Genomic DNA, 26,720 nt, shown 5'->3' with positions numbered 1-26,720 from the left:
TCTACGCGACCGGCAAAGTGATCTCGAAGCGCGTGCCGCGCTCGGAGTCAACCAGCCGGATCGTACCATCATGCGCTTTCAGGAGGGCCAGCACGATGCCAAGCCCCATGCCGGTGCCGCCCGTATCGCGTCGCGTGGTGAAGAACGGCTCGAAGATGCGCGCTTGGTTGCTTGGCGAGATGCCGGCGCCGTCGTCGCCGACCAGCACGGTCGCCTTGCCGCCTGCGCTTGCGGCGGTGATCGAAACCAGCGTCGCGCCGTGCCCGGCGGAATTGTCGATGAGGTTGGCAAGCACGATCGCCGCGTTCTCGGCCGAGATGCGCAAGGCCAGGTCGCCACCGGCCTTGACTTCAACCGCCAGCCTGGTGTCGACGGGAAGCAGGGCCAGCGCCGCGCCGACCGAGGTGCTTTCGCCGCTGGGTGCGAGGTTTTCGGCCCGCGCCAGGTCGAGCAGCCGCCGGACCAAAAGGTTGAGCCGCCCTGCATCGGTGACGATATTGTCGGAGAAGCGCCGCCGCTCGTCATCGTCCATCGCCGAGCCTGAATCGCGCAGCAGTTCGGCCGCGCCCTGGATCGCCGTCAGCGGCGATTTGAGTTCATGCGAGACATGGGTGGCGAAGGTCTGGATGGCGTCCGAGCGCGCCTGCAGTTTTTCGGCCATGTCGAGAAAGGCGGCGGAAAGCTCCGCCATTTCTCGCGTGCCATGGTGGTCGAGAGGCCGGATCGCGTCGCGCTCGCCGGCGGCGATGCGCTGGGTGCGGTCGATCAGCGCGTAGATCGGCCGGCTGACGGTGCGCAGGAAGACGAGGCCGATGAGCAGCGTGCCACCTAGGATGGCGATCGCCGCCGCCGTCACCTTGCCGCGTTCGCCATAGAGATGTTTTATGATGTTGTTGGGCGTCCGCGACACATAGACCGCGCCGGCGACCTTGCCGTCGACGGCCACCGGCAAAGCGACGAAGACGCGCACCCTGGTGCCGCGGCTGACCGAATAGAGCGGCGGCGCCGGCTGGTTGGGGATGCGCAGCCGGAGCGCGCTGGCATAGCGCCCGGCGAGCGCCTCACGCACCTCCTCGACCCCGGCGAGCGACTGCCCGGTCTCGTCGCGCCCGGCAATCACGACACCCCGGGGATCGAGCAGCCGGAAGCCGGCCAGCGTGGTCTTCTGCGTCGCGTCGAGAATGCCCGCCAGCCGCGCGCCGATCGTGGCGAAAGCGGGATCGACCGTGGCGGGGATCCCCGCCGGCCGGGTCGCAAGCACGTAGTCCGAGGCGAGATCGAGCCGCGGCTCGATCGGCCGATAGGGCGAATCGAGATTGGCGCCTCGGCTCGCATAGCCATTGGCCGGCGGCATCGCCACGCCAAGCTTTTCCGGTGAAATGCCGGCGTCGCGGACCTCCTGCGCATAGATGGCGGCGACGGCCGCGCCCTGTGCGATCAGTTCTGCCTCGGTCTGGCGGATCAGCTGGTTCTCATAGAGGCGGAAGAAGAACAGGCCGACCAGCGGCAGGGACATTACCAGGATCAGGATGGCGACGACGACGGTGGCGAGGCGAGGCCGCCATTTGCGGCCGATCCACTTGCTGCCAATCGATTTGCTTGATGTCGTCAGCCGCATCGGCCGAGCCGGAAGCCGACGCCATGCACGGTCTCGATGACCTCCGGGCACCCCACGGCCGCCAGCTTGGCCCGGATGTTGCGGATATGGCTGTCGACGGTGCGGTCGGCGACATGGATCTTGCCGGCATAGGCGTTGGCCATCACCGCGTCGCGGTCGAGCACATGGGTGGGCCGCGCCAGAAACCCTTTCAGGATCGAGAACTCGATCGCCGTCAGGGCGAGCGGCTTGCCGTCGAAGGCGGCCGCGTGGCTGGCCGGCGCCAGGGTGAGCTTTCCCTGCGCGAACTGCCTGTCGTCGGCCAGTTCCGGCGCCGCCGGACGGGCGCGGCGCAGGATGACGTTGACACGGGCGACGAGTTCGCGCGGGCTGAACGGTTTGGTGACATAGTCGTCGCCACCCATTTCGAGCCCGAGGATGCGGTCGATCTCCTCGTCGCGCGCGGACAGGAACAACACCGGCACGTCTGATGTGTGACGCAGCCGCCGGCAGACCTCCAGCCCGTCCATCTCCGGCATGCCGATGTCGAGCACGACAAGGTCGGGTGTGCTTCGTTCGATTGCCTGCAGGGCGGCGGCGCCATCGGAGACGGCAGCCGTTTTCATGCCGGCCTTTTCCAGCGCGAAGCAGATCACTTCGCGGATATGCGGGTCGTCGTCGGCGACGAGGATGTGATGCGGCATGGATTAGCGATCCGGCACGGGTTCCGCGGCGCTGGGAACAATAGGCCGCCTGTTGTCGAGATAGCGAAGCAGGCGCCAGTCGCGGAAGCTCCAGCTTCGCCAGTTTTCCTGCAGGCTGCGATACCAGCCTTCATCGACACCGCGCAACCTTGCCAGTTCGGCGACGGCACCGGCATTGGCCGTCCCGCGCTGACGATCGAAGAAGCGATCGAGCGCCGGAAACGCGTCCGGCCCGGCGAGCGGAGATACCAAGCGTCGAGCGGGATGCCCTGGCCGCTCATTTCGAGGGAATGGTCGACATTGTAGGTGGCGATCATGGCTGCGAAGTTGATGAAACAGCAGACATAAAGCGTCAGGGATAACGTCAGAAGATTGGCGGAGAGCAGCCATTCACTGGATTTTCCGAGCGCGATACGGGCGATGATCAGCGCAAGGCCGGCCGCCACCAGTCCCATCCAGACGAAGGTGGCGACGCGCCAGTAGGTCAGCGCATAGATGCCGACATAGAGGTCGAGCCGCAGGATCGACGAGACGACCAGCATGATGTTCTGCGCCACCCAGGCATAGACCAGCCGACGGATGAGCGGGTCGGCCGATGTTTCGCTGCCGGGCCTCAGCGCCGCAAGGACAAAACCGGCGGCCAGCAGCGCGGTGGCGATCAAGAGATAGGCGCCGCGATGCGCGTAGGCGGCGTAGCTCAAACCATCGGGAAGCGCGACCCCGCCCCACAGATAGGTGGCGTCGAGTCCGCTCTGCAGCGCAAACAGAATGTTGAAGACGATCAACGCGCGCAGGATGGCGGCCTTGCCGAAGACGATATCCTCGACGGCGTGCCTGTCGGCCGCTGGCTGGGCATCGGCAGGAGGGTGATTTGGCCTGGCGATGCGGCGCTGAAAGCGCGGCAGGCGTGGCCGCAGAAAGGCCCAGACGCCGGCAAGCACGAATAGCCAGAAGGCAATCCGCGTCAGCTGGATCAGGTCGAGCAGCTTGAAGACGTCGATCAGCGACAGCCAGTCTTCGATGACCGGATTGGCTGCACCGAAAAGGGCGACGAAGACCGCGCCCAGCGTCAGCGGCATTACCCAGACCGCGATTGCCGCCAGCCTTATGCGATGTCCGCCGAACCGCCGCGCCGCTCTTCGCCACTGGAGAAAATCGCCGAGGAACCGGAACGGCGCCGCCAGTCCGAACAGCACGATCTGGCCGGCAATTCGCGCCATGCCGTGCCACGGGCGGCCGCTCAGCGAAAGCGCGAACGCCACCAGCGCGGCAAGCGCGACCGAGACGGACAAGGGACTGACAGTCTCGGCGAGCGGCAACAGCGCGACAAGCAAGGCGGCCGACTTGAGCCACATCTTGCCGTCGCTGAAGGCGGCGGGATGCACGGCAATCACCGCGGCGGCAAGCAGCGTGGCGAACAGCAGAACCGTGATCCCGGCGGGCTGGCCGTAGAACAGGAAATCGGCGAGCGCGACCAGCAGCACGGCGACGCCGAAGCGGCTGCAATAGCTTGGCGCGGCGCGGAAGAAAGAGGTCATGGCCTGATCTTCCTGATGGCGTCCCATCGCCATGGCGATGGGCTCTTGCGGACAAATGGGATGGGAATTGCAGCGGGGTTGGCGCGTTGCGGGTCGACCAGCCACCAGCCTTCGCTGCGCAGCCGGTAAGGCAGACGGGGTTTTGCTCGCTTGTGCATGCCGCCTGTGTCGCAGGCCTGCAGGAAAGCGATGCGGCGGATCGGAGGAGGTTTTCGGCAGGCGCGTGCAGTTTTCGTGCAGGGCTGGCGGCTTGCCTCGACCAATCACACACGGCATAGATCTGGCATGACCGAAATCTACCGCCCGCGCCGCTCCGTGCTCTATGTCCCGGCCTCCAACGACAAGGCGCTGGCCAAGATCGCGCAGCTTGCCTGCGACGCCGTCATCATCGACCTCGAGGACGCCGTCGCCCCCGCCGACAAGATCGCCGCGCGCGAAAAACTGGCCGGCATTTTCGCCAACCGCCCTGATCCCAATGGCCGGCGCCGCGAGATGGTGGTACGCGTCAATGCGCTGTCCAGCGAATGGGGCACTGACGATCTTGCGGCCGTGGCCAAGGCGGAGCCGGACGGCATCCTGCTGCCGAAGGTCGACACGCCGCGTGACGTGCTCGAAGTCGGCGATGTGCTGGACGATAGTTTTGCCCCGGACAGCGTGAAACTATGGGCGATGATCGAGACGCCCAAGGCCATGCTCAACATCGGCGCCATCGCCGAACTCGGCCGCGACCCCGCCTCGCGCCTGGATTGTTTCATCGCCGGAACGAATGACCTGATCAAGGATACCGGCGTGCTGGCGACGCCGGATCGCGCCTATCTGCTGCCATGGCTGATGCAGATGCTGCTGGCGGCACGCGCCGGCGGGATCGACATGCTCGATGGGGTGTTCAACGATTTCCGCGACCCGGATGCGTTCGCGCGTGAGTGCACGCAGGCCGCCGCCATGGGCTTCGACGGCAAGACGCTGATCCATCCATCGCAGGTCGAGGCGGCCAACCGTGCCTTCGCCCCGTCGGCGCAGGCGCTGGCCGAGGCGCGCGCGGTGAAGGATGCCTTCGCGCTTGCGCAAAACAGTGGCAAGGGGGTCATCGCGCTGAATGGCAGGATGGTCGAGCGGTTGCACTTGGCGCAGGCCGAAAAACTTCTGGCGAAAGCGGCCGCCATCGGCGCATGATATTCGCCGATTTGGGGATACACGACAGGAGTTGGACGATGAAACTCTACCGCTTTCTCACCGCCCCGGACGACGCCAGCTTTTGCCATAAGGTGACGGCGGCGCTGAACAGGGGCTGGCACCTGTTCGGCTCGCCGACCTACGCCTACGACAAGAAGACCAAGACCATGCGCTGCGGCCAGGCCGTGGTGAAGGATGTCGATGGCCAGGAATACGGGCCGGATACGAAGCTCAGCGACTGGTAGCCGCTGGCAAGGAGAGCATCAGGCGGCCTCGACAATATCAAGACGCACGGTAAGTCCGGCCAGCGCGGCAAGATTGATCAACGTGTCCAGACTGAAATTCGTGATCCTGCCCCGCAGGAGGTCGCTAAGGCGTGGCTGGGTAATCCCAAGCCGGTTGGCTGCTTCGGCCTGGGTAACGTCCCAACTCCGCACCCGCTGTTCGATAGCGATCAGCAAGTTGGAGCGCATGGTCATGTTGGCGGACTCGGCCGGAGTCTCCTCCAGTGCGTCCCACACGTTTTCAAAACTCTGACGGTCCATCGTCCTTACCTCCACTAGATTTGTCTGAACCGGGATGCGGCAAGATCCAAGTTTCGTTTCACTGTCTGTTGCGTCTTCTTCTGGAAGGCGTGCAGCACATAGACAGCGTCGCCTATGCTCGCGACGTAAAGCACCCGGAACGCGCCGGTGGCGTCGCGGACGCGGATTCCCGCACACCTGGGCCGACCGTCGTCATCGGCTTCCAGTCGCTTGGCTCTAGTCCGAGCTGCACCTTATGCAGCTGAACGCCCGTTTCCTTGCGTGCCGCCTCTGGAAAATCCCGGAGCTGGGCAAGAGAATCTCCGAGAAACTCTAAGCGCTTTGTTACTGGCATTGGTGGATTTATATCAAAACTTGTATATTGCGCAAGGCGGTGATCCGGCCAATCGATGACCATAGCGGCGGCTCACCGACCATGCTGAGACCAACATGGTTAGGGATATCGACTGAGAAGGGAAGCGCGGTAACCTCTCTCTTCGTCACCTAGGGCGAAGCAAGAAGCGAAGCGGCATAGAGCAGGAAGACGAAGGTACGGGCTATTCAGCCGCCTCTTCGATCTTCTCCATATCATCGTCCGACAGGCCGAAATGGTGGCCGATCTCGTGGACCAGTACGTGGGTGACGATGTCGCCCAGCGTTTCCTCGTTTTCGGCCCAGTAGTCGAGCATGGCGCGGCGGTAGAGCGTGATGCGGTTCGGGCCTTCGCCTGTCTGCGGGTTCCAGCGTTCGGCGATGCCGCGCCCCTCGAACAGGCCGAGCAGGTCGAACGGTGTTTCCAGCGACAGGTCGTCCATGATCTCGTCGGTCGGGAATTCAGCGATCTGGATGACGATCTCGCCGGTCAGCTTGCGAAAATCCTCCGGCAGGTGGGCGTAGGCCTCCAGGGCCAGGAACTCCAATTCCTCCATCGAGGGCGCAAGTTCACCATGCCAGGTGCGGGTCTTATAGATGCGGGCCATGCTTTGTCCTTTGATCCCGGCATATAGGCGTTCGCGCTGGTCGAGGCAAATGACGCCTGTACGTCGGTGTCGCGCAGGAAGAGGAATAAATTCCGCATATTGTACTTCGCGTACCCACTGGCATTTTGAGCGGAACGCCAGTATGGTCCCCACGGCATTGGGGGGAACTGAGTGGCTGTCGGGCAAAAGCACGATTACGAACCGTTGCTGCCGCCCGGTCGCCACCAGATGACCCTAAGCGATGTTTGGGATCGCTTTGTTGTCCCCTTTGGCGAACCTCCTTCTCGAACCATGATTTTTTGGAACTTGGAGCAGGTCGTCCAAGACCTTCTTTCGGCAAAAATCCCCTGTGATTTGTGGCTTGACGGAAGCTTTTTGACGACGAAACCAGACCCCGACGACCTTGACATCACGATAGTGATAGTAATGAAGTCGTTGAATCTGTTGATGAAAATCAGTTTAAATTGATTGATAAACTAACCGTGGCAGGTTATGGTGAGAACATCGACAGTTTCGTGCTTACCAGGTGGCCAAGAGACCACCCAATCTTTGGAACGGAGCTGGATGAACTGAGTTCTTGGAATGAAGTGTACGGAGCGGAACACAGCAAGGAGTGGCTAAAGGGCTATGTCGTCCTGACGCTATATGAGACAGATGTCGGACTATTCCTACGTCGCGGATAGAGCAAAGAAGGCCCATGCGTCCGTCTCTCGTCTAGAGGCGGCGCTTCAGCGCGCGCCGCAGGATCGGGGGCTTCAAATCAATCTTGCGTCGATGCGTCGGCTGGCCGAGCAGGCCCGGTCGGACTTGAACAGGCTAGCTGCGATCAATCATATCGAGGTTTGTAACTACCGACTTTCCCCTGAATTTGGCGACGGCTATGCCTTGGAGCACGTGGCAAGTTCGTTCTTGGAATATCAGTTGCTCTTCAGCCAGATTTACGACGCATTCGCCAATGGGCCGAAGTCGAATGCTGTTATCGGGGCGGAAGCTAAGGCCGCCAGCACTCTCGACTTTGCGTTTTCCTACAGCGGCTCGCTAGGCATTGTTCTACTTGCCAAAAGCGAGCGCGATTTCATCGAAGGGAACTTGGACAAGCCAATCGACGCACTCTATCAGATCATGGATGTGTCTGACGTTGATAACGTCAAGGACATTGCCAACAATCTTGGTCGCGCGGTCGTTAAGCGCGTCCACGACTGGTCGAAGGCCACCGTCAAAGGTGGGTTCGCTGCGGATATTCGATGGAAGCGGTCTGACGGGGTAGAGCGAGGGCAGGTGATTGCCCGTTCTAAGTTGGAAAAGATCGCCGAAATCATTGATAGAACTTCGGATGAGAAAACCATTCCAATATCGGTTGCGGGAACTCTGGTCGGCATAGACGTCAATGCCAAGACCTTCCATTTTGTGGTTCCTGATGGAGAGTCCTACAAAGGCAAGCTTGACGATCAATTCTCATTGATTGCGCAGAACCGCGTTCCCGCTCCCTATGTCGCCGACATCAGCATGATTGAACGTCAGCACTACGCTACAGACGTACGCGAGGTCAAAAACGTACTCAGAAGGCTGAATCCGCTTCCTTTGGATCCACTTTCTATCGCTCTCGGTCCGCCGCTGCTCGGCGGATGATCGCGTCGACTGCCGACTCGAAGGCTTCCCCACTTTCATCAGCCTCAAGCTCCCGAGCGGCTTCCTTGAACCGCTCGGATTGCTCTTTCTGACTAAGTGGCTTTGCCTTTTTTCCGCTTGGCTTTGGGGCGGTATTTGGACGGTCGCCAGACGCCATAGGGTGCCTCACCTCGCACTAGTCGTTCGATAGGTCAGGCGCTTTCCGACGACACCATCAAGGATGCGATCGGCGCGCGCTACGTCATTCACGCCAAGGGCTACGCGTGAATTGTGGCGGAAGTCAAATTCCGCAAGGTAGCGGTGAAGGTGCTTCTCTGCGCAATGCTGGTAGGTCCCGCGCATACCGCGCTTGAAGATACTGAAATAGCTTTCGATGGTGTTCGAATGCACCACACCGCGCACGTATTCGCCAGCCGAATGCTTGACGCTATCGTGAGCGGCGAAGTGATCGCCCATGGTGGTGTAGAGGCGGCTTTCGTCGGTGTAGAGAGTGCTTTCGTGGTGGACGTTATCAGTCACCAGCTCGGCAACGTTGACCTTGGTGGCCTGCGCAACATGGAAGGTGCGCACGTTGCCGCCACGCTCGATAAGGCCAAGCACGGCGCGCTTGCCGGAGGGGCCGCCACGGCTCTTGAACTTGAACGGGGTCTTGCCATCGGTGCGCAGCGCCGGCTTTTCGGCGGTCTTGCCAAAGTAGGTTTCGTCCGCCTCAACGATCATCCCGTTCCCGCCGAGCGGACCAAGCTTGCCGTCGCGCATGGCCTCGCGAATGCGGTGCGAGATGAACCAAGCGGTTTTCAGGGTCACGCCAAGGGTGCGGTGAAGCTGGTTGCTCGAAATGCCTTTCTTGGACGACGCGATAAGGAAGATCGCCTGTAGCCAGTGGTTCAACTTGACGTGGCTGGCTTCGAAGATGGTGCCGATCTTCACGGTAAAGGGCTTGCGGCACTGGTAGCACTTGTAGGTGCCAATCCGGGTGCTCTTGCCTTCCATCTTGGAGATGCGCTCGAAGCCGCCGCAATGCGGGCAAACCGGGCCGTTCGGCCAAATCCTGGCCTCCACAAACTTGTAGGCTTCGGCTTCGTCGTGGAAGTGGGGATCGGAAAGGACGGACATCGGGGCAACTCCTTGTGTCTCCTTTCTAATCCCGAAACGTGGGTACGTCAAGTATAATATGCGGAATAAATTCCTTGATGACTCTGCTTGACTCTTCCGATCCCCTCTGGAATCTATAGGAACATAACAGGAACAATCGTGAGTGAAAGCTGACCGTCATGGCGATGACCGCCGTGGCGCGGGAGACTGTTTTTGCCCTGCGCCGCCAGATCGCGAAGATCGAGGGAACACTGCCCGAGCGCCTGCAGGCGCCGGCTGGCGCGCCCCTTGCTGACGCCGGCAGCGATCTGACGATCGTCCGGCGCGGGCTTGCCGCGGCCTTGCCGGATGCTTTCCTGCCCATCGGCATCGAGCGGCTCGATGCCGCGCTCAGCGGCGGCCTGCCGAAAGCCGCCCTGACCGAAATCCATGGCCTGGAAACCCGCGATGCGGGCGCCGTCGCCGGTTTCGCTCTGTCGATCGTCAGCCTGATCCTCAACCAGGCGCAGGGGCTGCCCATCCTGTGGATCGGGACATCGGAAATTTTCCATGAGGCCGGCTTTCCCTATGCCAGGGGGCTGCATGCCTCGTTCGGCATCGAGCCCCAGCAATTGCTGTTTTCCGAGGCGCCCAGGCTTGTCGATGCGCTGTGGATCGCCGAGGAGGCGGCCCGCATGACCGCGCTTGCAGCCGTCATCCTGGAGATCCGCGGCAATCCGCAGCGGCTGGACCTGACCGCGACACGCCGCCTGCATGCGCGGGCGCAAGGTGCCGGCCGGCCGGTGTTCCTGCTGCGACAAGCGGCCGAGCCCGAACCGACGGCGGCGCCTGTTCGTCTGATTGTCGCTTCGGCGCCGGCCGTGCCGCGCGAAACAGTCGCCGGGCCGCTCGCCGGCTCGATCGGCCACCCGGCCTTCACCATCAGCATCGGCAAGAGCCGCACGGCCCTGCCTGGACAATTCACACTGGAGTGGAACCCCGATGAACGCAGATTCGATGAAAGAAGGGGCGAGGAAAGAAGCAGGGCAAGCAACGAATGGGCAGAGAATCCTGTCCCTGTGGTTTCCCTATCTCGCGACCGAAAGGATCCTGCGGCAGCGTCTGGGGAAATCCTGGCGTTCCCGGCCGCCGGATCATCCGCAGCCATCTCATCCACCGCTCGTGATCAGCCATCGCCAGGGCAACGCGCAGCGCATCTCGGCCCTCGACGCGCGGGCTGAGGCGCTGCACCTGAAGCGCGACATGGGGATTGCCGACGCGCGCGCCATGCATCCGTCGATCGACATCGTCGAAGCCGATCCGGAGGCCGACCGGCGCCTGCTCGAGGGCCTTGCCGACTGGTGCGACCGCTACACGCCGCTGGTGGCGCTGGACGGCATCGACGGCCTGTTCCTCGACGTCACCGGCTGCACCCATCTGTTCGGCGGCGAACGCGCCATGCTGGACGAAATCCTGTCGCGCTTCTTCCAGCAGGGTTTCGACGTCCGCGCCGGGCTTGCCGGCACGCCCGGGGCGGCCTGGGCGGCGGCCCGCTTTTGCGGCGACCGCATCGTTCCATCAGGCGAGGAGGAAGCCCTGCTCGCGCCCTTGCCGCTGGCCGCCCTTCGCATAGCGCCGGAAACCCGTACCAGCCTGGAAAGCGTGGGGCTGCGCACGGCGGGTGCCGTCATGGCGGCACCGCGCGCGCCGCTCGCCCGCCGCTTCGGCGCTTTGCTGCTCCAGCGCCTCGACCAGGCGCTTGGCCGTCTCGACGAGGCGATCTCACCGCGTCTTCCCGTCGCGCCGCTTTCGGTCGAGCGTCATCTCGCCGAGCCCGTCACGCTGACGGAGGAGATAGAGCGGCTGGTGGGCATGCTGGCGACGACCTTGAAGACCGACCTCGAACGCCGCGGCGAAGGCGCAAGGAGCCTGGCGCTACTGCTTTTTCGCGTCGACGGCGCCGTCAGCCGCATCGCGCTCGGCACCTCGCGGCCGATGCGCGAACCCTTGCTGATCCGGAAATTGTTCCATGAAAGGCTGGCGGCACTCGAGCAGCATATCGATGCCGGCTTTGGCTTCGACCTGGTGCGCCTCTCGGTGCTGGCCGTCGCCGCTTTCGACATGCAGCAGACCGATCTGACCGGCGAAGCGGCCGATGACGGCGCCGACATCGCCCTGTTCGCCGACCGTATCCGCGTCCGCCTCGGCGAGGGCGCGGTTCTGCAGCCGGTTCCCGTGGAAAGCCACCTGCCGGAACGCGCCGTCGCCGTCATTCCCTTCACCGAAGCCCCGCGCCGGACCACACCACCCAAGAAGCCGGACAGGATGCAGGCGCCGATGACCATCTTCCCGCCGGAACGACCGATCCGGCTGTTCCGTTCGCCCGAGCCCATCGAGGTGCCGGCCACCGAAATGCCGGAGGGACCGCCGCTGCATTTTCGTTGGCGCCGCGCGCTTTACCGTGTGACGCGCGCCGAAGGGCCGGAGCGCATCGCCGCCGAATGGTGGCGCGAGGCGCCGGGCGACGCGGCGGCGTCGACACGCGATTATTTCCGCATCGAGGATGCCGGTGGCCGCCGCTACTGGCTCTACCGGCAAGGCCTTTACGGCGGCGTCTCGCAAACCCCGCCGCGCTGGTTCATGCATGGGGTCTTCGCATGAACGCGCTGACCGTCATTCCTTATGCGGAGTTCGGCATCCAGTCGAATTTCTCCTTCCTGCGCGGCGCCTCCAAACCCGAGGAGCTGGTGGTCGCGGCCAAGCTCATGGGCTTCTCCGCGATCGGGCTCGCCGACCGCAACAGCGTCGCCGGCGTGGTGCGCGCCTGGCAGCAGGCCAAGGTCGAAAAGCTTGCCTACCATCCCGGCTGCCGGCTGGTTTTTGGCGACGGCACGCCGGACATTCTCGCCTATCCCAGGGACCGTGCGGGCTGGGGCCATCTGTGCCGCATGCTCACCCAGGCCAATCTGCGTGACGAGACCGAAAAGGGCGCCACCCTGCTCCGGCGCGACGACCTGCTCGAATGGGGGGACCGGATGTCGCTGGCGGTCCTGCCCGATCTGGCGGCCGGCGCGCAAGACAGTCTGGCTTTGCTCCGTGAACTCAGGGGTCGCTTCGGCAGGATCCTGCGGCTCGGCGTCTCACCCTGTTATGCCGGCCATGATCGCTTCCGGATCGAGCAGGCGGCGGCGTTCGCCGAGAGCACCGGCATCCCGCTGATGGCGACCAACGATGTGCTCTACCACACGGCCGAACGGCGCCCGCTGCAGGACGTGCTGACCGCGATCCGCCTCAATGTTCCGGTCGCCGAGGTGGGGCTGGAACTGACCGCCAATGCCGAACGCCATCTGAAGCCGCCGCTGGAAATGGCGCGCCTGTTCCGCCGGTATCCGCAAGCGCTGGCGGAGACGCTGCGGTTTGCGCAAGAGCTGACCTTCTCGCTCGGCGACCTTCAGTACAATTATCCCGACGAGCCGACGGAATCGGGTCTCGGACCGCAGGCGGAGCTGGAGCGACTGGCTCGGGAAGGTGCGGCCCGGCGCTTTCCCGGCGGTATCCCCGCCAGCGTGATAAAACGAATCCAGGAAGAGCTCGCCCTGATCGAGCGGCTGAATTACGCCCGTTATTTCCTGACCGTCCATGACATCATCAAATTCGCCCGAGGCGAAGGCATTCTCTGCCAGGGCCGCGGCTCCGCGGCCAATTCGATTATCTGCTTCTGCATTGGCATTACCGAGGTCGGGCCGGACAAGATCGACACGCTCTTCGAGCGTTTCATTTCCGAGGAACGCAACGAGCCGCCGGATATCGACGTCGACTTCGAGCATGAACGGCGCGAAGAGGTGATGCAGTACATCTATACGAAATACAGCTCCAAACGCACGGCACTCGCCGCCGCCGTCATCAGCTATCGCGGCCGTTCGGCGCTGCGCGAAGTGTCGAAAGCGATGGGCCTTTCGGAGGATGTCAGGGCGTCTCTCTCCGGCTCGATCTGGGGTTGGTCGACCTCGGAACTCGGCGAGAAGGAAGCCAGGGCCGGCGGCCTCGACCGCAGGGATCCGGTGTCACGGCATGTGATGGAACGCGCCAACGAGATCATGGGCTTTCCCCGCCACCTCTCCCAGCATGTCGGCGGCTTCGTCATCACCAGGGACCGGCTCGACGAGATCGTCCCCATCGTCAAGACGGCGATGGACGAGCGCAAGATGGTCGAATGGGACAAGGACGATCTCGATTCGGTGAAAATCCTCAAGGTGGATATCCTGGCGCTCGGCATGCTGACCTGCCTCCAGCGCGCTTTCACCTTGCTCACGGATCACTATCCAAAGGCACGGGATGCGTATGGGCAGCCCTATGTGCTCGCCACCCTGCCCCCCGAGGATAGGCAGGTCTACAAAATGATCTGCCGAGCCGATACGCTTGGGGTCTTCCAGATCGAATCGCGCGCCCAGATGTCGATGCTGCCAAGGCTCGAACCAAAAGATTTTTATGACCTTGTCATAGAGGTGGCGATTGTTCGACCTGGTCCGATCCAGGGTGACATGGTCCACCCTTACCTGCGTCGGCGACAGGGCAAAGAGGCGGCCGAGTATCAAAAACCTGAACTAGAAGCGATCCTCAGCAGGACGCTGGGCGTGCCGCTGTTCCAGGAGCAGGCGATGAAGATCGCCATCGTCGCCGGTGGCTTCAAGCCGGGCGAGGCGGATGAACTGCGCCGCGCCATGGCCACCTTCAAGCGCACAGGCACGATCGGCAATTACCGCCAGCGCATGATCGACGGCATGGTCAGCAAGGGCTACACGAAGGACTTCGCCGAGCGCTGTTTCAAGCAGATCGAGGGCTTTGGCGAGTATGGCTTTCCCGAAAGCCACGCCGCCTCCTTCGCCCTGCTCGTCTATGCCTCCTGCTGGTTCAAGACCTTCTACCCGGACGTGTTCTGCGCCGCGATCCTGAATTCGCAGCCGATGGGCTTCTATCAGCCGGCGCAGCTGGTGCGCGACGCCCGCGACCATGGCGTCGACATCCGCGAGGTCGACGTCAATTTCTCCGTCTGGGACTGCACTTTGGAAAAGGCGCTTTTCGACCCGGCCCGCATCCTGCCGCGTCATGCCGAAATGCGCGGTGTCATCGAGACTCAGCATGCGGTGCGGCTCGGCTTCCGGCAGATCAAGGGACTTTCCAAGGAACGCATGGAGGTTTTCGTCGAGCGGCGCGGCGCCGGCTACTCGACGGTCCGGGATGTCTGGCTGCGCTCCGGCCTCAATGTCGACGAGATCGAGAAATTGGCGCAGGCCGACGCCTTTCGTTCCATCGGCCTCGACCGCCGCGCGGCACTATGGGAGGTCCGCGCGCTCGACGGGAAGAGTGCCGCCGAGAAGCTGCCGCTGTTCGACCAGCCGGCGCTCAGCCTGCGCGAGCTGGAGCCCGAAACGAAGCTGCCGAAAATGCCGCTCGGCGAGCATGTCATCCATGACTACCGCTCGCTCGGCCTGTCGCTGAAGGCGCATCCGGTCGCCTTCCTGCGCGAGCGGCTCGACCGCGCCGGCATCACTCCCAATGCCAGCCTGCCTTCCGTGCGCGACGGCAGGCGGGTCTCCGTTGCCGGGCTGGTGCTGGTGCGCCAGCGCCCCGGCAAGGGCAACGCGATCTTTCTCACGCTGGAAGACGACAAGGCCGTCGCCAACGTCATCTTTTGGGAAAGGACCTTCACCCGTTTCCGGCCCATCGTCATGGGTGCCCGGTTTGTGAAGGTCACCGGGAAACTGCAGTCGGAATCAGGTGTCGTCCATATCGTCGCCGAGAAGATCGAGGACCTGACGCCCTGGCTGACCGTGCTGCTGGAGAAGGTTGGTGCGGCCGCACTGCCGGCCGCCGATCCCTCGGACCGCTCCGGCCAACCCGCAATTCGGCCCGCGATGCTGAAAGACGGACGGGATCTCGCAACGCTGTCGGAAGAGGCGGAGAGGGTCATGCCCAAAGGGCGTAATTTTCAGTAGGCCCGCCCCACCTTCGTCATCCACGGGCGAGCAGGAGCGAAGCTCCGTCGCGGCCACCCGAGGACGACAAACGTGACGAGTTGCTCAGCCGTAGATCTGCTTGTGGATCTGGTAGAGCATTTCCGAACGGTCGGCGCGCATGTCGGCCAGATCGCGGCTGGAGAAGCTGTCGATTTCGGCGATGAGGCGATTGTAGTGCTTGCGCTTGGCGATGCTGGTGCGAGCGCGGGTCACGAGGTCGTTGAAGATCATAGCAAGGTTCCTTCTGTGCCGCATTCGGCGCGGCCGTTTCTTCCTCCCTTGATCGGTACGGATCATGACATAGGAATGATGCGTTGCAAAAAGAAGATGTTGCAATGCACCATTGCAGCCAGCGCATAGCCGGTTAATGGCTTCCAAGCTCCCGCACGACGCGCGGGCCGGGCCGGCAGGCGAGCCGCCTTCCATTTTGTCTTACAAATTAGCGTTACCCCGTCTTGCCAGATCGATTGCGGGCTGGCTTGATCCAATGTCACCTGATGCCTGGAGGAAACATGGCGGCCGCAGATTATTATGAAGTTCTCGATCCGCGTTTCGGGCGCCTGTTCAACGGCAACGCGCAGGTGGAGAAGCTGTTCACCGGCTGCCGGTGGGCGGAAGGGCCGGCCTGGTTCGCCGCCGGCCGCTATGTCGTCTGGTCGGACATTCCGAACAACCGCATGATGCGCTACGACGAGACGGACGGCAGCGTCAGTGTCTTCCGTCAGCCCTCCGGCAATTCCAACGGCAACACCGTCGACCGGCAAGGCCGGCTGGTCACCTGCGAGCATTCGGGCCGGCGCGTCAGCCGCACCGAGCATGACGGCTCGATCACCACCATCGCCGCCAAATGGAAGGGCAAGCCGCTGAACTCGCCCAACGACGCGGTGGTGAAGTCCGACGGCTCGATCTGGTTCACCGATCCGACCTACGGCATCGACACCGACTATGAGGGCGACAAAGCCGAGAGTGAAATCGGCGCCTGCCATGTCTACCGGGTCGATCCCGACACGGGCGATATCGAGGCTGTCATCACCGACATGGTCAGGCCGAACGGCCTTGCCTTCTCGCTCGACGAAAGCCTGCTCTATGTCGTCGACACCGGCCGCACGCATGGCGCCGAGAACCCGGCGCATATGCGGGTGTTCAACGTCGGCAAGCACGGCAAGAAGGTTTCCGGAGGCAAGGTGTTCGCCGACTGCACGGCCGGACTGTTCGACGGCTTCCGGCTCGACGCCGATGGGCGCATCTGGACGAGTGCCGCCGACGGCATCCATTGCTACGATCCCGACGGCACGCTGATCGGCAAGGTCAAGGTGCCGGAGGTGACCGCCAATTGCGTTTTCGGCGGCGCCAAGCTGAACTGTCTCTACATCGCCGGCACCACCTCGCTTTATTCGGTGCGGCTGATGGTGAATGGGGCCAAGACCTATTGAGTCTGCTGGAAACGCTTCTCTGGCGTCCCTTATTGGCCGTTTTGCGGGTAGCCACAGCGCCCGCTTCGCCGCGGCTTCCGGAGCCACCATCCTGCGGTTCGCCGGGGCGGAGTCGAAGCCGCATGTCGGCGGTATCAGACACAATTCAAGGGGAGGGCGTCATGCCATTCGTCAACATCCGCATCGTCAAGGAAGTGATCGCCGCCGATCCGGCCGGCAAGAAGGCTGACATCGCCAGGAAAGTCACGGCGGCCATCATGGACGCCACCGGGCTTAGCAACGACGATGTCTGGGTGGTCTTCGAGGAAGTCAACGCCCGCGACTGGTATGTCGGCAAGACCGACGTGGAGACGTTGAGAGGCAAGAAATAATCCCAAGGCGCGATGAGCGCCGTAAATCCTGGGCTCTGCTCAGGAAGGTGAAGGTGCGGCGTCCGTGTCCGCGCCTGCCGTGCGTCGGCCGACCGTACCTTCACCCGGCCGGCGCTTCGCCCAGCTCTCCAGCCAGTCGCGGCTTTGCATCTCGATCAGCCGCGATGCGGTTCGCTCGAATTCGAACACCTCGACGCCGCGCTTGGCCACATAAAGCGCGTGCGGTGGCGCCTCGGCGCTCACCACCAGCCGCGTATGATGGTCGTAAAGCGTGTCGATCAACAGGATGAAGCGTTTGGCCTCGTTGCGCTTGCCTTCGCCCAGTACCGGCACACGGTCGATGAAAACAGTCGAAAACCGCCCGGCGATCGCCAGGTAATCGCGCGCGCCGAGCGGCTTTTCGCAAAGGTCGGCGAAGGTGAAACGCGCCGCGTCACCAGCGGCGGCCGGCACCACCACCTTGCGTCCCTTCAGCGTCAGCGAGGTCTCGGCCGTCGGCGCACCGCGCGTCATCGCCTGCCAGGCCTCGTCGAGCGCCTGGTCGGCCGCCGCATCGGCCGGCGTGACATAGACCGGCGTACGGGCGAGCTTTTCCAGCCGGTAATCCTTGTCGCTGTCCAGCGACAGCACCTGCGCGTGGCGTTCCAGTATGGCGATGAACGGTAGGAAAAGCTGGCGGTTCAACCCGTCACGGTAAAGGTCTTGCGGCGCCACGTTCGAGGTGGCCACCAGTACGACCCCGTTGGCAAACAGTGCCGAGAACAGCCTGGACAGGATCATGGCGTCGGCGATGTCGGTGACCGAGAACTCGTCGAAACACAGCACCCAGGCCTGCTCGGCGAGCGCCTTGGCCACCGGCGGGATCGGATCGTCTTCCCTGACCGTGCCTTCCTTGCGCGCCTGCCGGTGTTTCTGGATACGGTCCTGCACATCGGCCATGAAGTCGTTGAAATGCACACGGCGCTTGCGCCTGACCGGCAGGAGCTCGAAGAACATGTCCATCAGCATGGTCTTGCCGCGGCCGACGCCGCCATGGATGTAGAGGCCCTTGACAGCTTCATGCGTCTCGCGCTTGCGCGCAAACAGCCAGCCCAGTGCACTGGACTTGTGCGCCAGCCGCTTGGCCGAGATCTCGACGGTCAGCCGGTCGAGCGCGGCGGCGATCGCTTCCTGCGCAGCATCGCGCTCGATCGCGCCTGATACCACCAGATGGTCGTAGCGCTGCCGGACGGTCGGATGGGTCTGAAGGCCGTCACGCAGATGCATCGATCACGTCATTGTTCAGAGCAGGATGCCCAGAGAAAGGGTGCGCCGAGATTGAGGTCACGCCGCCGGCATCACCTGAATGTCGGCATCTCCTACCTCGTAAGCGAGATCGGTTGCCCGTTGGAAGTCTGGCCGTCGAATTTCGAGCCGCCCGACGAATAGAGCCGCGCCAGCGAACCGCCATTCTCGTCATAAAGCGTCAGCTGCTTGCCGGCGACGTTCCACGACTTGATGCCGTCGATCGGCGCCGGGCAATGCAGCGGCCCGGCGCGGAAACCGGCGCCGAACTTGGTCTGCGGCGTCGCCACCTTGCAGCTCTGGCCGGAGACGCTGACGTTCCAGACACCGGCGACGGCCGCCGCGCTGAGATCGGCGGCACCCGCGGGCGCCGCGCCGTCCGGCGGCAGCGAAGCAACCTGCGTGTTGGCCGGCGCGGTCGGGAACCGCGACGGGTCGGTGGTGCCGGGCGAGGCCGGCGGCGGCAGCTGGTTGGAACTCACCTGGCCGGCGGGGGCTGGCTGCAGCGGCGCCGGTTGCTGGTCGTCCATCGACGAGAAGCGTGAGGTTGAGCAGCCGCTCGCAACGAGTGCCGCCAGGGATACGGCCACCAGGCCGCCTTTCGAAAAATTCATTACAACCTCCGTCGGATCCGGCTGGGGGGAAACCGTCCGCGCAATCTCACCTCCACCAAGATGGAGAAGGTGGCGAAATTTCAACCCGATATGGTTAAAATAGGGTTTGTGACATGAATTGTTGCAAATTTATCGCACTCACCCGGCGAGCGGCGCACTCGGCACGAACACATATCCGTCCGGTCCGACGATATAGCACTCGCGCAGACCATGCGGCTTGTCGATCGCGCCGGCCAGCACGATGTGGCCATGCTCCAGCGCCGCCGCCTCGATCGCGTCGGGCTCCGCGCCATAGAGACGCAGTTCGATGCCGGCACCGCGCGTCTCCGTACCCGCGATGGAGCCCGTCATGGGATTGTCGAGATAAGAATGGTCCGCATGCAGCATGAACACCGATCCCAGAAGCTCGAGCGCGGCGAAATCCTCGTCGGCATAGACGATGCGGGCGCCAAGCACGTCACCGCAGAAGGCTTCCATCGCCGCCATGTCCGATACCAGCAGATTGACGCCGATGCCGCGCGGCAGCGAGCGGCCGAAATCCTCGGCCTTCATCCAGGGTGTCTTGGTCCGCTTCATCGCCATGGCGTCTTCCTCCTGATGCCGCGATCCTAGCCGAGACCGCCTTGCCGCCCTTGGCCTTCGGCCGGCAAACACTTGCGCCAGCCGCGTCAGGGCTTATGTCTATGGCCAATTCCAGGAAAGGTGTGTGGCGATTTCCCCGGGAAAACGCACAGCACTTTCCCCCTGGGAATTGAGTGAAAACAAAGAGTTCACCGAAACCCGCCGGAGCGCAGACCTTGGCCGCCAGAAAGAAAGCCGCCAACCGCTACTACAGCGGCCCGCCCAGCGACCATTTCGACGGCAGCCTGTTCTTCAATCCCGGCGGCCGGATGCCCGGCCCCTTCAAGGATCTGCTGAAATGGCAGTTCAGCGGCCAGCGCTCGAAATGGCCGGCTGCCAGCCCGAGCCCCTTTGCGCAGGCAAAGCCGGCGGCGGCGGTCGAAGGCGCCGATCTGATCGTGACCATGGTCGGCCATTCGACCTTGCTGATCCAGACAGCCGGGCTGAACATCCTTACCGATCCGGTCTGGTCGGAGCGCACATCGCCGTTCTCCTTTGCCGGACCCAGGCGCGTCAATCCGCCGGGTATCGCCCTTGGCGATCTGCCGGCGATCGACCTCGTGCTGGTCAGCCACAACCACTATGACCATCTCGACCTTGCCACGCTGAGGCAGTTGCAGGAGAAGCACGATCCGCTGGTGGTGACGCCGCTCGGCAACGATGCCATCATCGCCGCCGCGGTGCCCGGGATGCGGCTTTCCGCGCATGACTGGGGCGACAGGGTCGATGTCTCCGACGGCACCGCTACCCACGTCGAGCCCGCGCATCACTGGTCGGCGCGCGGGGCGCGCGACCGGCGCATGGCGCTGTGGGCCGGCTTCGTCATCGAGACGCCGGGCGGAAAAATCTATTTCGCCGGTGATACCGGCTTCCACGGCGGCATCAACTACCGGCTGATGGCGGAGAGGCATGGCGGCTTCCGCTTCGCCATCCTGCCGATCGGCGCCTACGAGCCGCGCTGGTTCATGGCGCCGCAGCACCAGAACCCCGAGGAAGCGGTCCAGGGCATGTCGTTGTGCAACGCAGCCTTCGCCGCCGGCTGCCATTGGGGCACGTTCCAGCTCACCGACGAGCCGTTCGACGAACCGGTGCGGAAGCTGGCCGAGGCGCTGGACGGCCGAGGCATCCCACAGGAGCGCTTTCGCGCCTTGCGACCCGGCGAGATCTGGGAAGTGCCCCGGATATGATCGCCTCGATGGCTGGAATGACCGTTTACGCTGCCATGGTTTTCGCTGATGGTCATCCGCGGACAGGATAGGGGGAATCAGATGAAGTCAATCATGGCAGGTCTTTTGGCGCTGGCGGTCTCTGTGCCGGCGGCTTTCGCGGGCGAGATCAGCGATCGGGCGGCCGAGGCCGAGAAGCTGCTCCAGTCGGGTGATGGCGCCGGTGCGCTGGAGAAATTCAGCAGCGCCCAGGAAGCGCTCTGGCAAGCGATGCCGCTTGGCGTCCTGAACGTCAAGCAAGTCGACACGGCCTCCGGCTTCGGTATCTACAGCGAGCGCGCCAACCACATCTACAAGCCCGGCGAGAAAATCGTGCTGTACATGGAGCCGGTCGGCTATGGCTACGGCAAGGACGGCCTCGGCAACAGCATGATCGCGCTCTCTGTCGACATCACCATCGTGTCCGCAGCCGGCGAAACGCTCGGCACAATGGAGAAGGTCGGCCGTGTTCAGATCGCCTCTCGCTCGCACAATCGCGAACTGTTCTTCAAACTCGACCTCTCCCTCGACGGCCTGCCGGCCGGCAAATACCGGTGCAACTTCGTCATGCATGACGAGAATTCGAGCAAGACGGCCCCCTTCAGCACGGATATCGAGATCGCCGGCTGAGGCGATGCCGGGAAAACCACCGATGTCCGATGGAGACGGCACCGGCGGGGACGAAATCCGCGTCGGGCGCAATGTCTTCATCAATCAGAACTGCACTTTCTACGACCTCGGCTGCCTCGACATCGCCGACGCTATCTCCCGGCCTCGGGAACCCAAGCACGACAGCCGCGTTTTTCAACCGGTTTCAATGTGTCCGGCTTGCGAGGCGTTCCCATGCTCAAATGGATCATCATTCTCCTGATCATCGCCGCCGCGGCGAGCCTGCTCGGCATGCCGGCGCTGGCGGGCGCGGCCGCCACTGGCGCGCGCATTCTCATCGGCATCGTGCTCATCATCTTCCTGTTGATCTTGCTTGGGGTCTTTGCGGTAACGTAAGTCCCGCACCTTCGCCGTGAAAGCGGCTGCGCACTGGTAATTCCTGCCCGTTTCCGCCATATAGCGCCGAACGGACATGGAAATTTCGGAGCAATGGCAGGCACGGCCCCTTTCGCCAAGATGAACGGCATCGGCAACGAGATCATCGTTGCCGACATGCGTGGCCGTGCGGATCGGGTGACGGCCGCGGCTGCCATCGCGCTCAACGCCGATGCCTCGACGCGGTTCGACCAGATCATGGCGATCCACGACGCCAGGACGCCGGGCACCGCTTATTTCGTCGACATCCTGAATTCCGACGGGTCGGGCGCGCAGGCCTGCGGCAACGGCATGCGCTGTGTCGTCCAGGCGCTGGCCGCCGAGACCGGCGAGAAGACCTTCACCTTCGAAACCGTGGCCGGGATCTTGAACGCCCGCGAACACGCGGACGGCTCGATCTCGGTCGACATGGGCACGCCGCGCTTCGGCTGGCGCGACATCCCGCTGGCCGAGGAGTTCCGCGACACCCGCATGATCGAATTGCAGGTCGGCCCGATCGACGCGCCGGTGCTGCATTCGCCTTCGGCGGTCTCGATGGGCAACCCGCACGCCATCTTCTGGGTCGACGCCGATGTCTGGACTTATGAACTCGATCGTTTCGGCCCGCTGCTCGAAAACCATCCGATCTTTCCCGAGCGCGCCAACATAACCATCGCGCAGGTGACCTCGCCCGACTCGATGATCATCCGCACCTGGGAGCGTGGCGCCGGCCTGACGAAGGCCTGCGGCTCCGCCTCGTGCGCGGCTGTCGTTGCCGCCGCGCGCACCAGGCGCACGGGCCGCAGCGTCAACCTTTTGACCCCCGGCGGCGGTACGCTGCATGTCGAGTGGCGCGAGGACGACCACGTCATCCTGACCGGCGCGGCCGAGTGGGAATTTTCCGGCAGCTTCGATCCGTCGACCGGACAATGGGCCCGCGACACCGAAAGCGCGGCGTGATGTCCGCCCTTGCCAAGGACGTCGACGTGGCGAAGGAGGCCGGCCGCATCGACGTGGTGACTTTCGGCTGCCGTCTCAACACCTATGAGTCCGAAGTGATGCGGCGCGAGGCCGAAAATGCCGGCCTCGGCGCGCTGGATGGCGGCGCCGTCATCTTCAACACCTGCGCCGTCACCGGCGAAGCGGTGCGCCAGGCCAGGCAGGCAATCCGCAAGGCGCGCCGCGACAACCCGGCCGCGCGCATCATCGTCACCGGCTGCGCCGCGCAGACCGAGCCCGAAAAATTCGCCGCCATGGACGAAGTCGATCTCGTGCTTGGCAATGAAGAGAAGCTGAAGGCCAATTCCTATCGCGCGTTACCGGATTTCGGCGTCAACGACACCGAGAAGGCGCGCGTCAACGACATCTTTTCGGTGCGCGAGACCGCCGGCCACATGGTCGACGCCATCGAGGGCCGGGCCCGTGCGTTCGTGCAGGTGCAGAATGGCTGCGACCATCGCTGCACCTTCTGCATCATCCCCTATGGCCGCGGCAATTCGCGCTCGGTGCCGATGGGCGCCGTGGTCGAGCAGGTCAAGCGGCTGGCGGGCAACGGCTATGCCGAGATCGTGTTGACGGGCGTCGACATGACGTCTTTCGGAGTCGACCTGCCAGGCGCGCCGAAGCTCGGCAAGCTGGTGAAGACCATTCTCAGGCAGGTGTCCGACGTAAAGCGGCTCAGGCTGTCCTCCATCGATTCGATCGAGGCCGACGACGACTTGCTCGATGCGCTCGCCACGGAACCCAGGCTGATGCCGCATCTGCATCTGTCGCTGCAGTCGGGCGACGACATGATCCTGAAGCGCATGAAGCGCCGCCATCTGCGCGATCAGTCGATCCGCTTTTGCGAGGATGTGCGCAAGCTGCGGCCCGGCATTGTCTTCGGCGCCGACATTATCGCGGGTTTCCCGACCGAGACAGAAGCCATGTTCGAGAATTCGCTGGAGATCGTCGAGGAGTGCGGCCTGACCCATCTCCACGTCTTCCCGTTTTCGCCGCGCGAGGGCACACCCGCCGCGCGCATGCCGCAGGTCCGCCGCGAGTTGGTCAAGCAGCGCGCCGCCCGGCTGCGCGCCGCCGGCGAAGCGGCCTACCAGCGCCATCTGTCCTCGCTCGCCGGCAGCCGTCAGTCGGTCCTGATCGAGCGCGACGGCCTTGGCCGCACCGAAGGGTTCACGCTTGCCGCACTCGGCACCGGCGCGCCGGGAGAGATAGTTGAGGCTGATATAACCGGCCACGACGGGATCAGGCTGATAGCCACCCCCCTTGCCGCCCGCGCCGCCTGAGAACACAAAAGCATGGCTGGTTTTTTCAAGAAGATATTTTCGTTCGGCAAGAAGGAGGTGGTCGAGGAGCGCATCGACGAGACCGCCCCGCTGCCGCCGATCAAATGGGACCAGCTCGACGCGCTGAAGCCGGCGGCCGAGCAGGCCTTGCCGGAGTTTTTGAAGCGCGAGGAGCCTGTGGCGGAAGCCGCGCCGGCGACCGTGCCTGCTCCGGTCGAGGCCGCGCCCGGACCGCAGCCCGAGGAACCCACACCCGAGGAACCCACACCCGAGCCTGCGCCGACCATTCCGCCCGCGCCGGAGCCAACTGTTCCGTCAGAACCGGAGCGGCAGCCGGAGCCTGCGCCGGAAGAGAAACCGGCACCCGCGCCCGAGACGCCTGAACCGCCTGCGCCCGAAGAGGTCCCGCCGCCGCCGGTTGCTCCCGAGCCCACGCCCGAACCCCAGCCGCAGGAGATCCCGCCGGCGCCATCGGAGCCGGAGATCGTTCCCTCGCCTCCGGAGAGGCGACCGGAACCCGCGCCCGTCGAAGTGCCGACGCCGCCAGTCGAAGTGCCGGCCGAGATACCCGCACCGGTCGAGGTGCCATCGGCGTCGCCGGCTGAAGTGCCTCCGTCGGCGGCCGCCGTCGAGCAGCCTTCAAGGGCCGGCGCTGCCCCTCATCCGCCTGCCGGCACCTCCCGGTATAGGGACGGGGCGAAGGAAGGGGCGTCAGCACCGTCCTTGCCCGGTTTGCGGGGAGAGCATGAAGGAAAGCGCGGACCTGCCGTCGAAGCGGGGCTCGAAGCGCCACCAGCTGAAATCGCCCCTCCCATTCGCCAGCCTGCACCGGTCGAGACGCAGCCGGTCGTTGCCGAGGTCGCGCCCGAGACTCAATCGGTCCCGCGGCCCACCCCGGAGCCAAGACCCGTTCCCGGCAAGGTGACGGTCGCCAGGAAGGTCGAGCAGAAGGCCGAGCCACAGAAGGCGCCGGAACCGGCGCCGAGGCAATCCTGGTTCCAGCGCATGCGGGACGGGCTAGCCCGGTCCTCGCGCGAACTGACCGGCAACATCGCCGGCGTCTTCACCAAGCGCAAGCTGGACGAGGAGACGCTGCAGGACCTGGAGGACGTGCTGATCCGCGCCGATCTGGGCGTCGAAACGGCGCTGCGCGTCACCGATTCACTGGCCGCCAGCCGCTACGGCAAGGATGTTTCCGATACCGAAGTGCGCGCCGTCATGGCAGCCGAGGTGGAGAAGGTGCTCGCCCCGGTCGCGAAACCACTCGAGCTTGACCTCTCGCACAAGCCGCATGTCATTCTGGTGGTCGGCGTCAACGGCACCGGCAAGACCACGACCATCGGCAAGCTCGCCGCCAAGCTGACCGATGGCGGCCTGTCGGTGATGCTGGCCGCCGGCGACACGTTCCGCGCCGCCGCGATCGAGCAGCTGAAGATCTGGGGCGAGCGCACGAAATCGCCCGTCATTGCCTCGAAGCTCGGCGCCGACGCCGCCGGTCTCGCCTACGATGCCTTCGAACGGGCAAAAGAAGCCGGCTCCGACGTGCTGATCATCGACACCGCCGGCCGGCTGCAGAACAAGACCGAACTGATGGCGGAGTTGGAAAAGATCGTCCGCGTTCTGGGCAAGCTCGATCCCGAAGCGCCGCACACCGTGCTGCAGACGGTCGACGCCACGACCGGCCAGAACGCGCTCAACCAGGTCGAGATCTTCCGCAATATCGCCGGCGTCAACGGCCTGGTCATGACCAAGCTGGACGGCACGGCGCGGGGCGGTATTCTGGTGGCGATCGCGGCAAAGCATAAATTGCCGGTCTATTTCATCGGCGTCGGCGAACAGGTCGACGACCTCGAACCGTTTTCCGCAAGCGAATTCGCCAGGGCGATCGCTGGAGTGGCTTGAACAGGCACGATGCCGGAAGTGAGGCTTTCGGACTGGATCGTGCGTTAGAAGGAAACCATGAACCCACCCATTCTCGAACGCGATCCGTCCGACCCGCAGAAAGACAAGAAGGAAGGCATCAATCCCGTGCTCAAGCTGGCGCTGGAGCTCGGGCCGCTGCTCGTCTTCTTCTTCGCCAATGCGCGCGGCGAGTGGCTGACGCAGAAATTGCCCGTGCTGGCTGAATTCGGCGGCCCGATCTTCGTCGCCACAGGCCTGTTCATGGCCGCGACCGCCATCGCGCTGATCGCCTCATGGCTGCTCACCCGCACCTTGCCGATCATGCCGATGGTGTCGGGGGTCGTCGTTTTCATCTTCGGCGCGCTGACGCTTTATCTGCAGGACGATATCTTCATCAAGATGAAGCCGACCATCGTCAACACGCTGTTCGGCGGCGTGCTGCTTGGCGGCCTGTATTTCGGCCGCTCGCTGCTCGGCTATGTCTTCGAGTCCGCATTCAAGCTCGATGCCGAAGGCTGGCGCAAGCTCACCTTCCGCTGGGGCCTGTTCTTCCTGTTCCTGGCTCTCGTCAACGAAGTCGTCTGGCGGAATTTTTCCACCGACGCCTGGGTTACGTTCAAGGTCTGGGGCATCATGCCGATCACGCTTCTTTTCACCTTCAGCCAGATGCCGCTGATCCTGCGCCACTCGCTGGACGACAAGGCCGGCGGCGAAGAGAAAGTCGGCAAATAGGGCTGTAAAGGGGA

Annotated in this window: 25 protein-coding genes and 2 pseudogenes; 16 read left to right on the top strand and 11 right to left on the bottom strand. The window is 63.8% G+C overall.

The genetic code is table 11. The features are described 5' to 3' along the window. Nucleotide 1 precedes the first annotated feature (1 nt). From LB554_RS23050 to LB554_RS23040, 3 genes and pseudogenes are all read right to left on the bottom strand, one after another. A complete protein-coding gene (locus tag LB554_RS23050; RefSeq protein ID WP_224587100.1) occupies nt 2–1,618 on the bottom strand; it encodes an ATP-binding protein in 1,617 nt (538 codons plus the stop codon). Further along, nucleotides 1,609–2,301 (bottom strand): response regulator transcription factor, encoded by a 693-nt coding sequence (locus LB554_RS23045; protein ID WP_015314984.1) that lies wholly within the window; start codon nt 2,299–2,301, stop codon nt 1,609–1,611. The genes LB554_RS23050 and LB554_RS23045 overlap by 10 nt, the downstream gene beginning before the upstream one ends. Nucleotides 2,302–2,304: 3 nt before the next feature. Further along, nucleotides 2,305–3,839: pseudogene (locus LB554_RS23040) on the bottom strand (DUF4153 domain-containing protein). A gap of 285 nt (nt 3,840–4,124) precedes the next feature. Between LB554_RS23040 and LB554_RS23035 the strand changes: the two are divergent. Beyond that, nucleotides 4,125–5,012 (top strand): HpcH/HpaI aldolase/citrate lyase family protein, encoded by an 888-nt coding sequence (locus tag LB554_RS23035; RefSeq protein WP_224587097.1) that lies wholly within the window; start codon nt 4,125–4,127, stop codon nt 5,010–5,012. Between the two features lie 38 nt (nt 5,013–5,050). Then, nucleotides 5,051–5,257, top strand: coding sequence for a DUF1737 domain-containing protein (locus LB554_RS23030; protein ID WP_140791662.1), 207 nt, complete (start codon nt 5,051–5,053; stop codon nt 5,255–5,257). Nucleotides 5,258–5,275: 18 nt separating this feature from the next. On the opposite strand, the gene LB554_RS23025 is transcribed toward LB554_RS23030, so the two are convergent. From LB554_RS23025 to LB554_RS23015, 3 genes and pseudogenes are all read right to left on the bottom strand, one after another. After that, the gene (locus tag LB554_RS23025) at nt 5,276–5,557 is read right to left on the bottom strand and encodes a helix-turn-helix domain-containing protein (protein WP_015314988.1); all 282 of its coding nucleotides are present in this window, start codon (nt 5,555–5,557) and stop codon (nt 5,276–5,278) included. A 14-nt stretch (nt 5,558–5,571) separates the two neighbouring features. Beyond that, nucleotides 5,572–5,891: pseudogene (locus LB554_RS23020) on the bottom strand (type II toxin-antitoxin system RelE/ParE family toxin). A gap of 202 nt (nt 5,892–6,093) precedes the next feature. Next, nucleotides 6,094–6,516 (bottom strand): metallopeptidase family protein, encoded by a 423-nt coding sequence (locus LB554_RS23015; protein WP_140618287.1) that lies wholly within the window; start codon nt 6,514–6,516, stop codon nt 6,094–6,096. Between the two features lie 171 nt (nt 6,517–6,687). On the opposite strand from LB554_RS23015, the gene LB554_RS23010 reads away from it, so the two are divergent. Both LB554_RS23010 and LB554_RS23005 read left to right on the top strand, forming a co-directional pair. Next, nucleotides 6,688–6,984: a DUF6932 family protein gene (locus LB554_RS23010; RefSeq protein ID WP_224587096.1), complete on the top strand. Its 297-nt coding sequence runs from the start codon at nt 6,688–6,690 to the stop codon at nt 6,982–6,984. A 186-nt stretch (nt 6,985–7,170) separates the two neighbouring features. Further along, nucleotides 7,171–8,145, top strand: coding sequence for a hypothetical protein (locus LB554_RS23005; protein WP_224587094.1), 975 nt, complete (start codon nt 7,171–7,173; stop codon nt 8,143–8,145). Nucleotides 8,146–8,310: 165 nt separating this feature from the next. Here the strand turns inward: LB554_RS23005 and LB554_RS23000 are convergent, their stop codons facing one another. Further along, nucleotides 8,311–9,261, bottom strand: a complete 951-nt coding sequence (locus LB554_RS23000; protein ID WP_224587092.1) for an IS1595 family transposase — start codon at nt 9,259–9,261, stop codon at nt 8,311–8,313. 158 nt (nt 9,262–9,419) lie between these two features. Here LB554_RS23000 and LB554_RS22995 point away from each other — a divergent pair, with 158 nt between their 5' ends. The 3 genes from LB554_RS22995 to LB554_RS22985 are packed head-to-tail and all read left to right on the top strand — an operon-like array spanning nt 9,420 to nt 15,215. Next, nucleotides 9,420–10,460 (top strand): ImuA family protein, encoded by a 1,041-nt coding sequence (locus tag LB554_RS22995; RefSeq protein WP_224587091.1) that lies wholly within the window; start codon nt 9,420–9,422, stop codon nt 10,458–10,460. Further along, on the top strand, nt 10,402–11,880 hold the full coding sequence (locus tag LB554_RS22990) for a DUF6504 family protein (RefSeq protein ID WP_224587089.1): 1,479 nt from the start codon (nt 10,402–10,404) through the stop codon (nt 11,878–11,880). Before LB554_RS22995 ends, LB554_RS22990 begins: the two co-directional genes overlap by 59 nt. Then, nucleotides 11,877–15,215, top strand: coding sequence for an error-prone DNA polymerase (locus tag LB554_RS22985; protein ID WP_224587087.1), 3,339 nt, complete (start codon nt 11,877–11,879; stop codon nt 15,213–15,215). Before LB554_RS22990 ends, LB554_RS22985 begins: the two co-directional genes overlap by 4 nt. A gap of 84 nt (nt 15,216–15,299) precedes the next feature. On the opposite strand, the gene LB554_RS22980 is transcribed toward LB554_RS22985, so the two are convergent. Beyond that, entirely contained in the window at nt 15,300–15,467 is a 168-nt protein-coding gene (locus tag LB554_RS22980; RefSeq protein WP_015314993.1) for a hypothetical protein, read from the bottom strand. A gap of 281 nt (nt 15,468–15,748) precedes the next feature. Between LB554_RS22980 and LB554_RS22975 the strand changes: the two genes are divergently transcribed. Together LB554_RS22975 and LB554_RS22970 are read left to right on the top strand one after the other, a co-directional pair. Continuing rightward, a complete protein-coding gene (locus LB554_RS22975; RefSeq protein ID WP_015314994.1) occupies nt 15,749–16,669 on the top strand; it encodes an SMP-30/gluconolactonase/LRE family protein in 921 nt (306 codons plus the stop codon). Nucleotides 16,670–16,830: 161 nt separating this feature from the next. Further along, complete coding sequence (locus tag LB554_RS22970; protein WP_015314995.1) at nt 16,831–17,040, top strand: tautomerase family protein; 210 nt, start codon at nt 16,831–16,833, stop codon at nt 17,038–17,040. 39 nt (nt 17,041–17,079) lie between these two features. Here the strand turns inward: LB554_RS22970 and zapE are convergent, their stop codons facing one another. The 3 genes from zapE to LB554_RS22955 all read right to left on the bottom strand — a co-directional run bounded on the left by zapE (nt 17,080) and on the right by LB554_RS22955 (nt 19,520). Continuing rightward, nucleotides 17,080–18,306: a cell division protein ZapE gene (zapE, locus tag LB554_RS22965; protein ID WP_140712245.1), complete on the bottom strand. Its 1,227-nt coding sequence runs from the start codon at nt 18,304–18,306 to the stop codon at nt 17,080–17,082. A 92-nt stretch (nt 18,307–18,398) separates the two neighbouring features. Next, a complete protein-coding gene (locus LB554_RS22960) occupies nt 18,399–18,938 on the bottom strand; it encodes a protease inhibitor Inh/omp19 family protein (RefSeq protein WP_015314997.1) in 540 nt (179 codons plus the stop codon). 138 nt (nt 18,939–19,076) lie between these two features. After that, nucleotides 19,077–19,520, bottom strand: coding sequence for a hypothetical protein (locus LB554_RS22955; protein WP_015314998.1), 444 nt, complete (start codon nt 19,518–19,520; stop codon nt 19,077–19,079). Between the two features lie 215 nt (nt 19,521–19,735). On the opposite strand from LB554_RS22955, the gene LB554_RS22950 reads away from it, so the two are divergent. The 7 genes from LB554_RS22950 to LB554_RS22920 all read left to right on the top strand — a co-directional run bounded on the left by LB554_RS22950 (nt 19,736) and on the right by LB554_RS22920 (nt 26,706). Further along, nucleotides 19,736–20,746, top strand: a complete 1,011-nt coding sequence (locus LB554_RS22950) for an MBL fold metallo-hydrolase (RefSeq protein WP_224587085.1) — start codon at nt 19,736–19,738, stop codon at nt 20,744–20,746. A 93-nt stretch (nt 20,747–20,839) separates the two neighbouring features. Further along, a complete protein-coding gene (locus LB554_RS22945; RefSeq protein ID WP_224587083.1) occupies nt 20,840–21,394 on the top strand; it encodes a hypothetical protein in 555 nt (184 codons plus the stop codon). A 213-nt stretch (nt 21,395–21,607) separates the two neighbouring features. Further along, nucleotides 21,608–21,769 carry a DUF1328 family protein gene (locus LB554_RS22940; RefSeq protein ID WP_015315001.1) on the top strand — a complete coding sequence of 54 codons (162 nt, stop codon included), beginning with the start codon at nt 21,608–21,610 and terminating at the stop codon, nt 21,767–21,769. Between the two features lie 93 nt (nt 21,770–21,862). Further along, nucleotides 21,863–22,747 (top strand): diaminopimelate epimerase, encoded by an 885-nt coding sequence (dapF, locus tag LB554_RS22935; RefSeq protein ID WP_140618301.1) that lies wholly within the window; start codon nt 21,863–21,865, stop codon nt 22,745–22,747. After that, complete coding sequence (mtaB, locus tag LB554_RS22930; protein ID WP_224587081.1) at nt 22,747–24,072, top strand: tRNA (N(6)-L-threonylcarbamoyladenosine(37)-C(2))-methylthiotransferase MtaB; 1,326 nt, start codon at nt 22,747–22,749, stop codon at nt 24,070–24,072. Before dapF ends, mtaB begins: the two co-directional genes overlap by 1 nt. 456 nt (nt 24,073–24,528) lie before the next feature. Beyond that, entirely contained in the window at nt 24,529–25,974 is a 1,446-nt protein-coding gene (gene ftsY / locus LB554_RS22925; protein WP_411962646.1) for a signal recognition particle-docking protein FtsY, read from the top strand. 57 nt (nt 25,975–26,031) lie between these two features. Continuing rightward, entirely contained in the window at nt 26,032–26,706 is a 675-nt protein-coding gene (locus LB554_RS22920; protein ID WP_224587077.1) for a septation protein A, read from the top strand. The last annotated feature ends 14 nt before the right edge of the window (nt 26,707–26,720 follow it).

The organism is Mesorhizobium sp. CO1-1-11, assembly GCF_020164995.1.
Classification (GTDB): domain Bacteria; phylum Pseudomonadota; class Alphaproteobacteria; order Rhizobiales; family Rhizobiaceae; genus Mesorhizobium; species Mesorhizobium australicum.
Note: the sequence above shows the minus strand (reverse complement) of the source record. Positions and strands in the feature narration are given on the sequence as shown.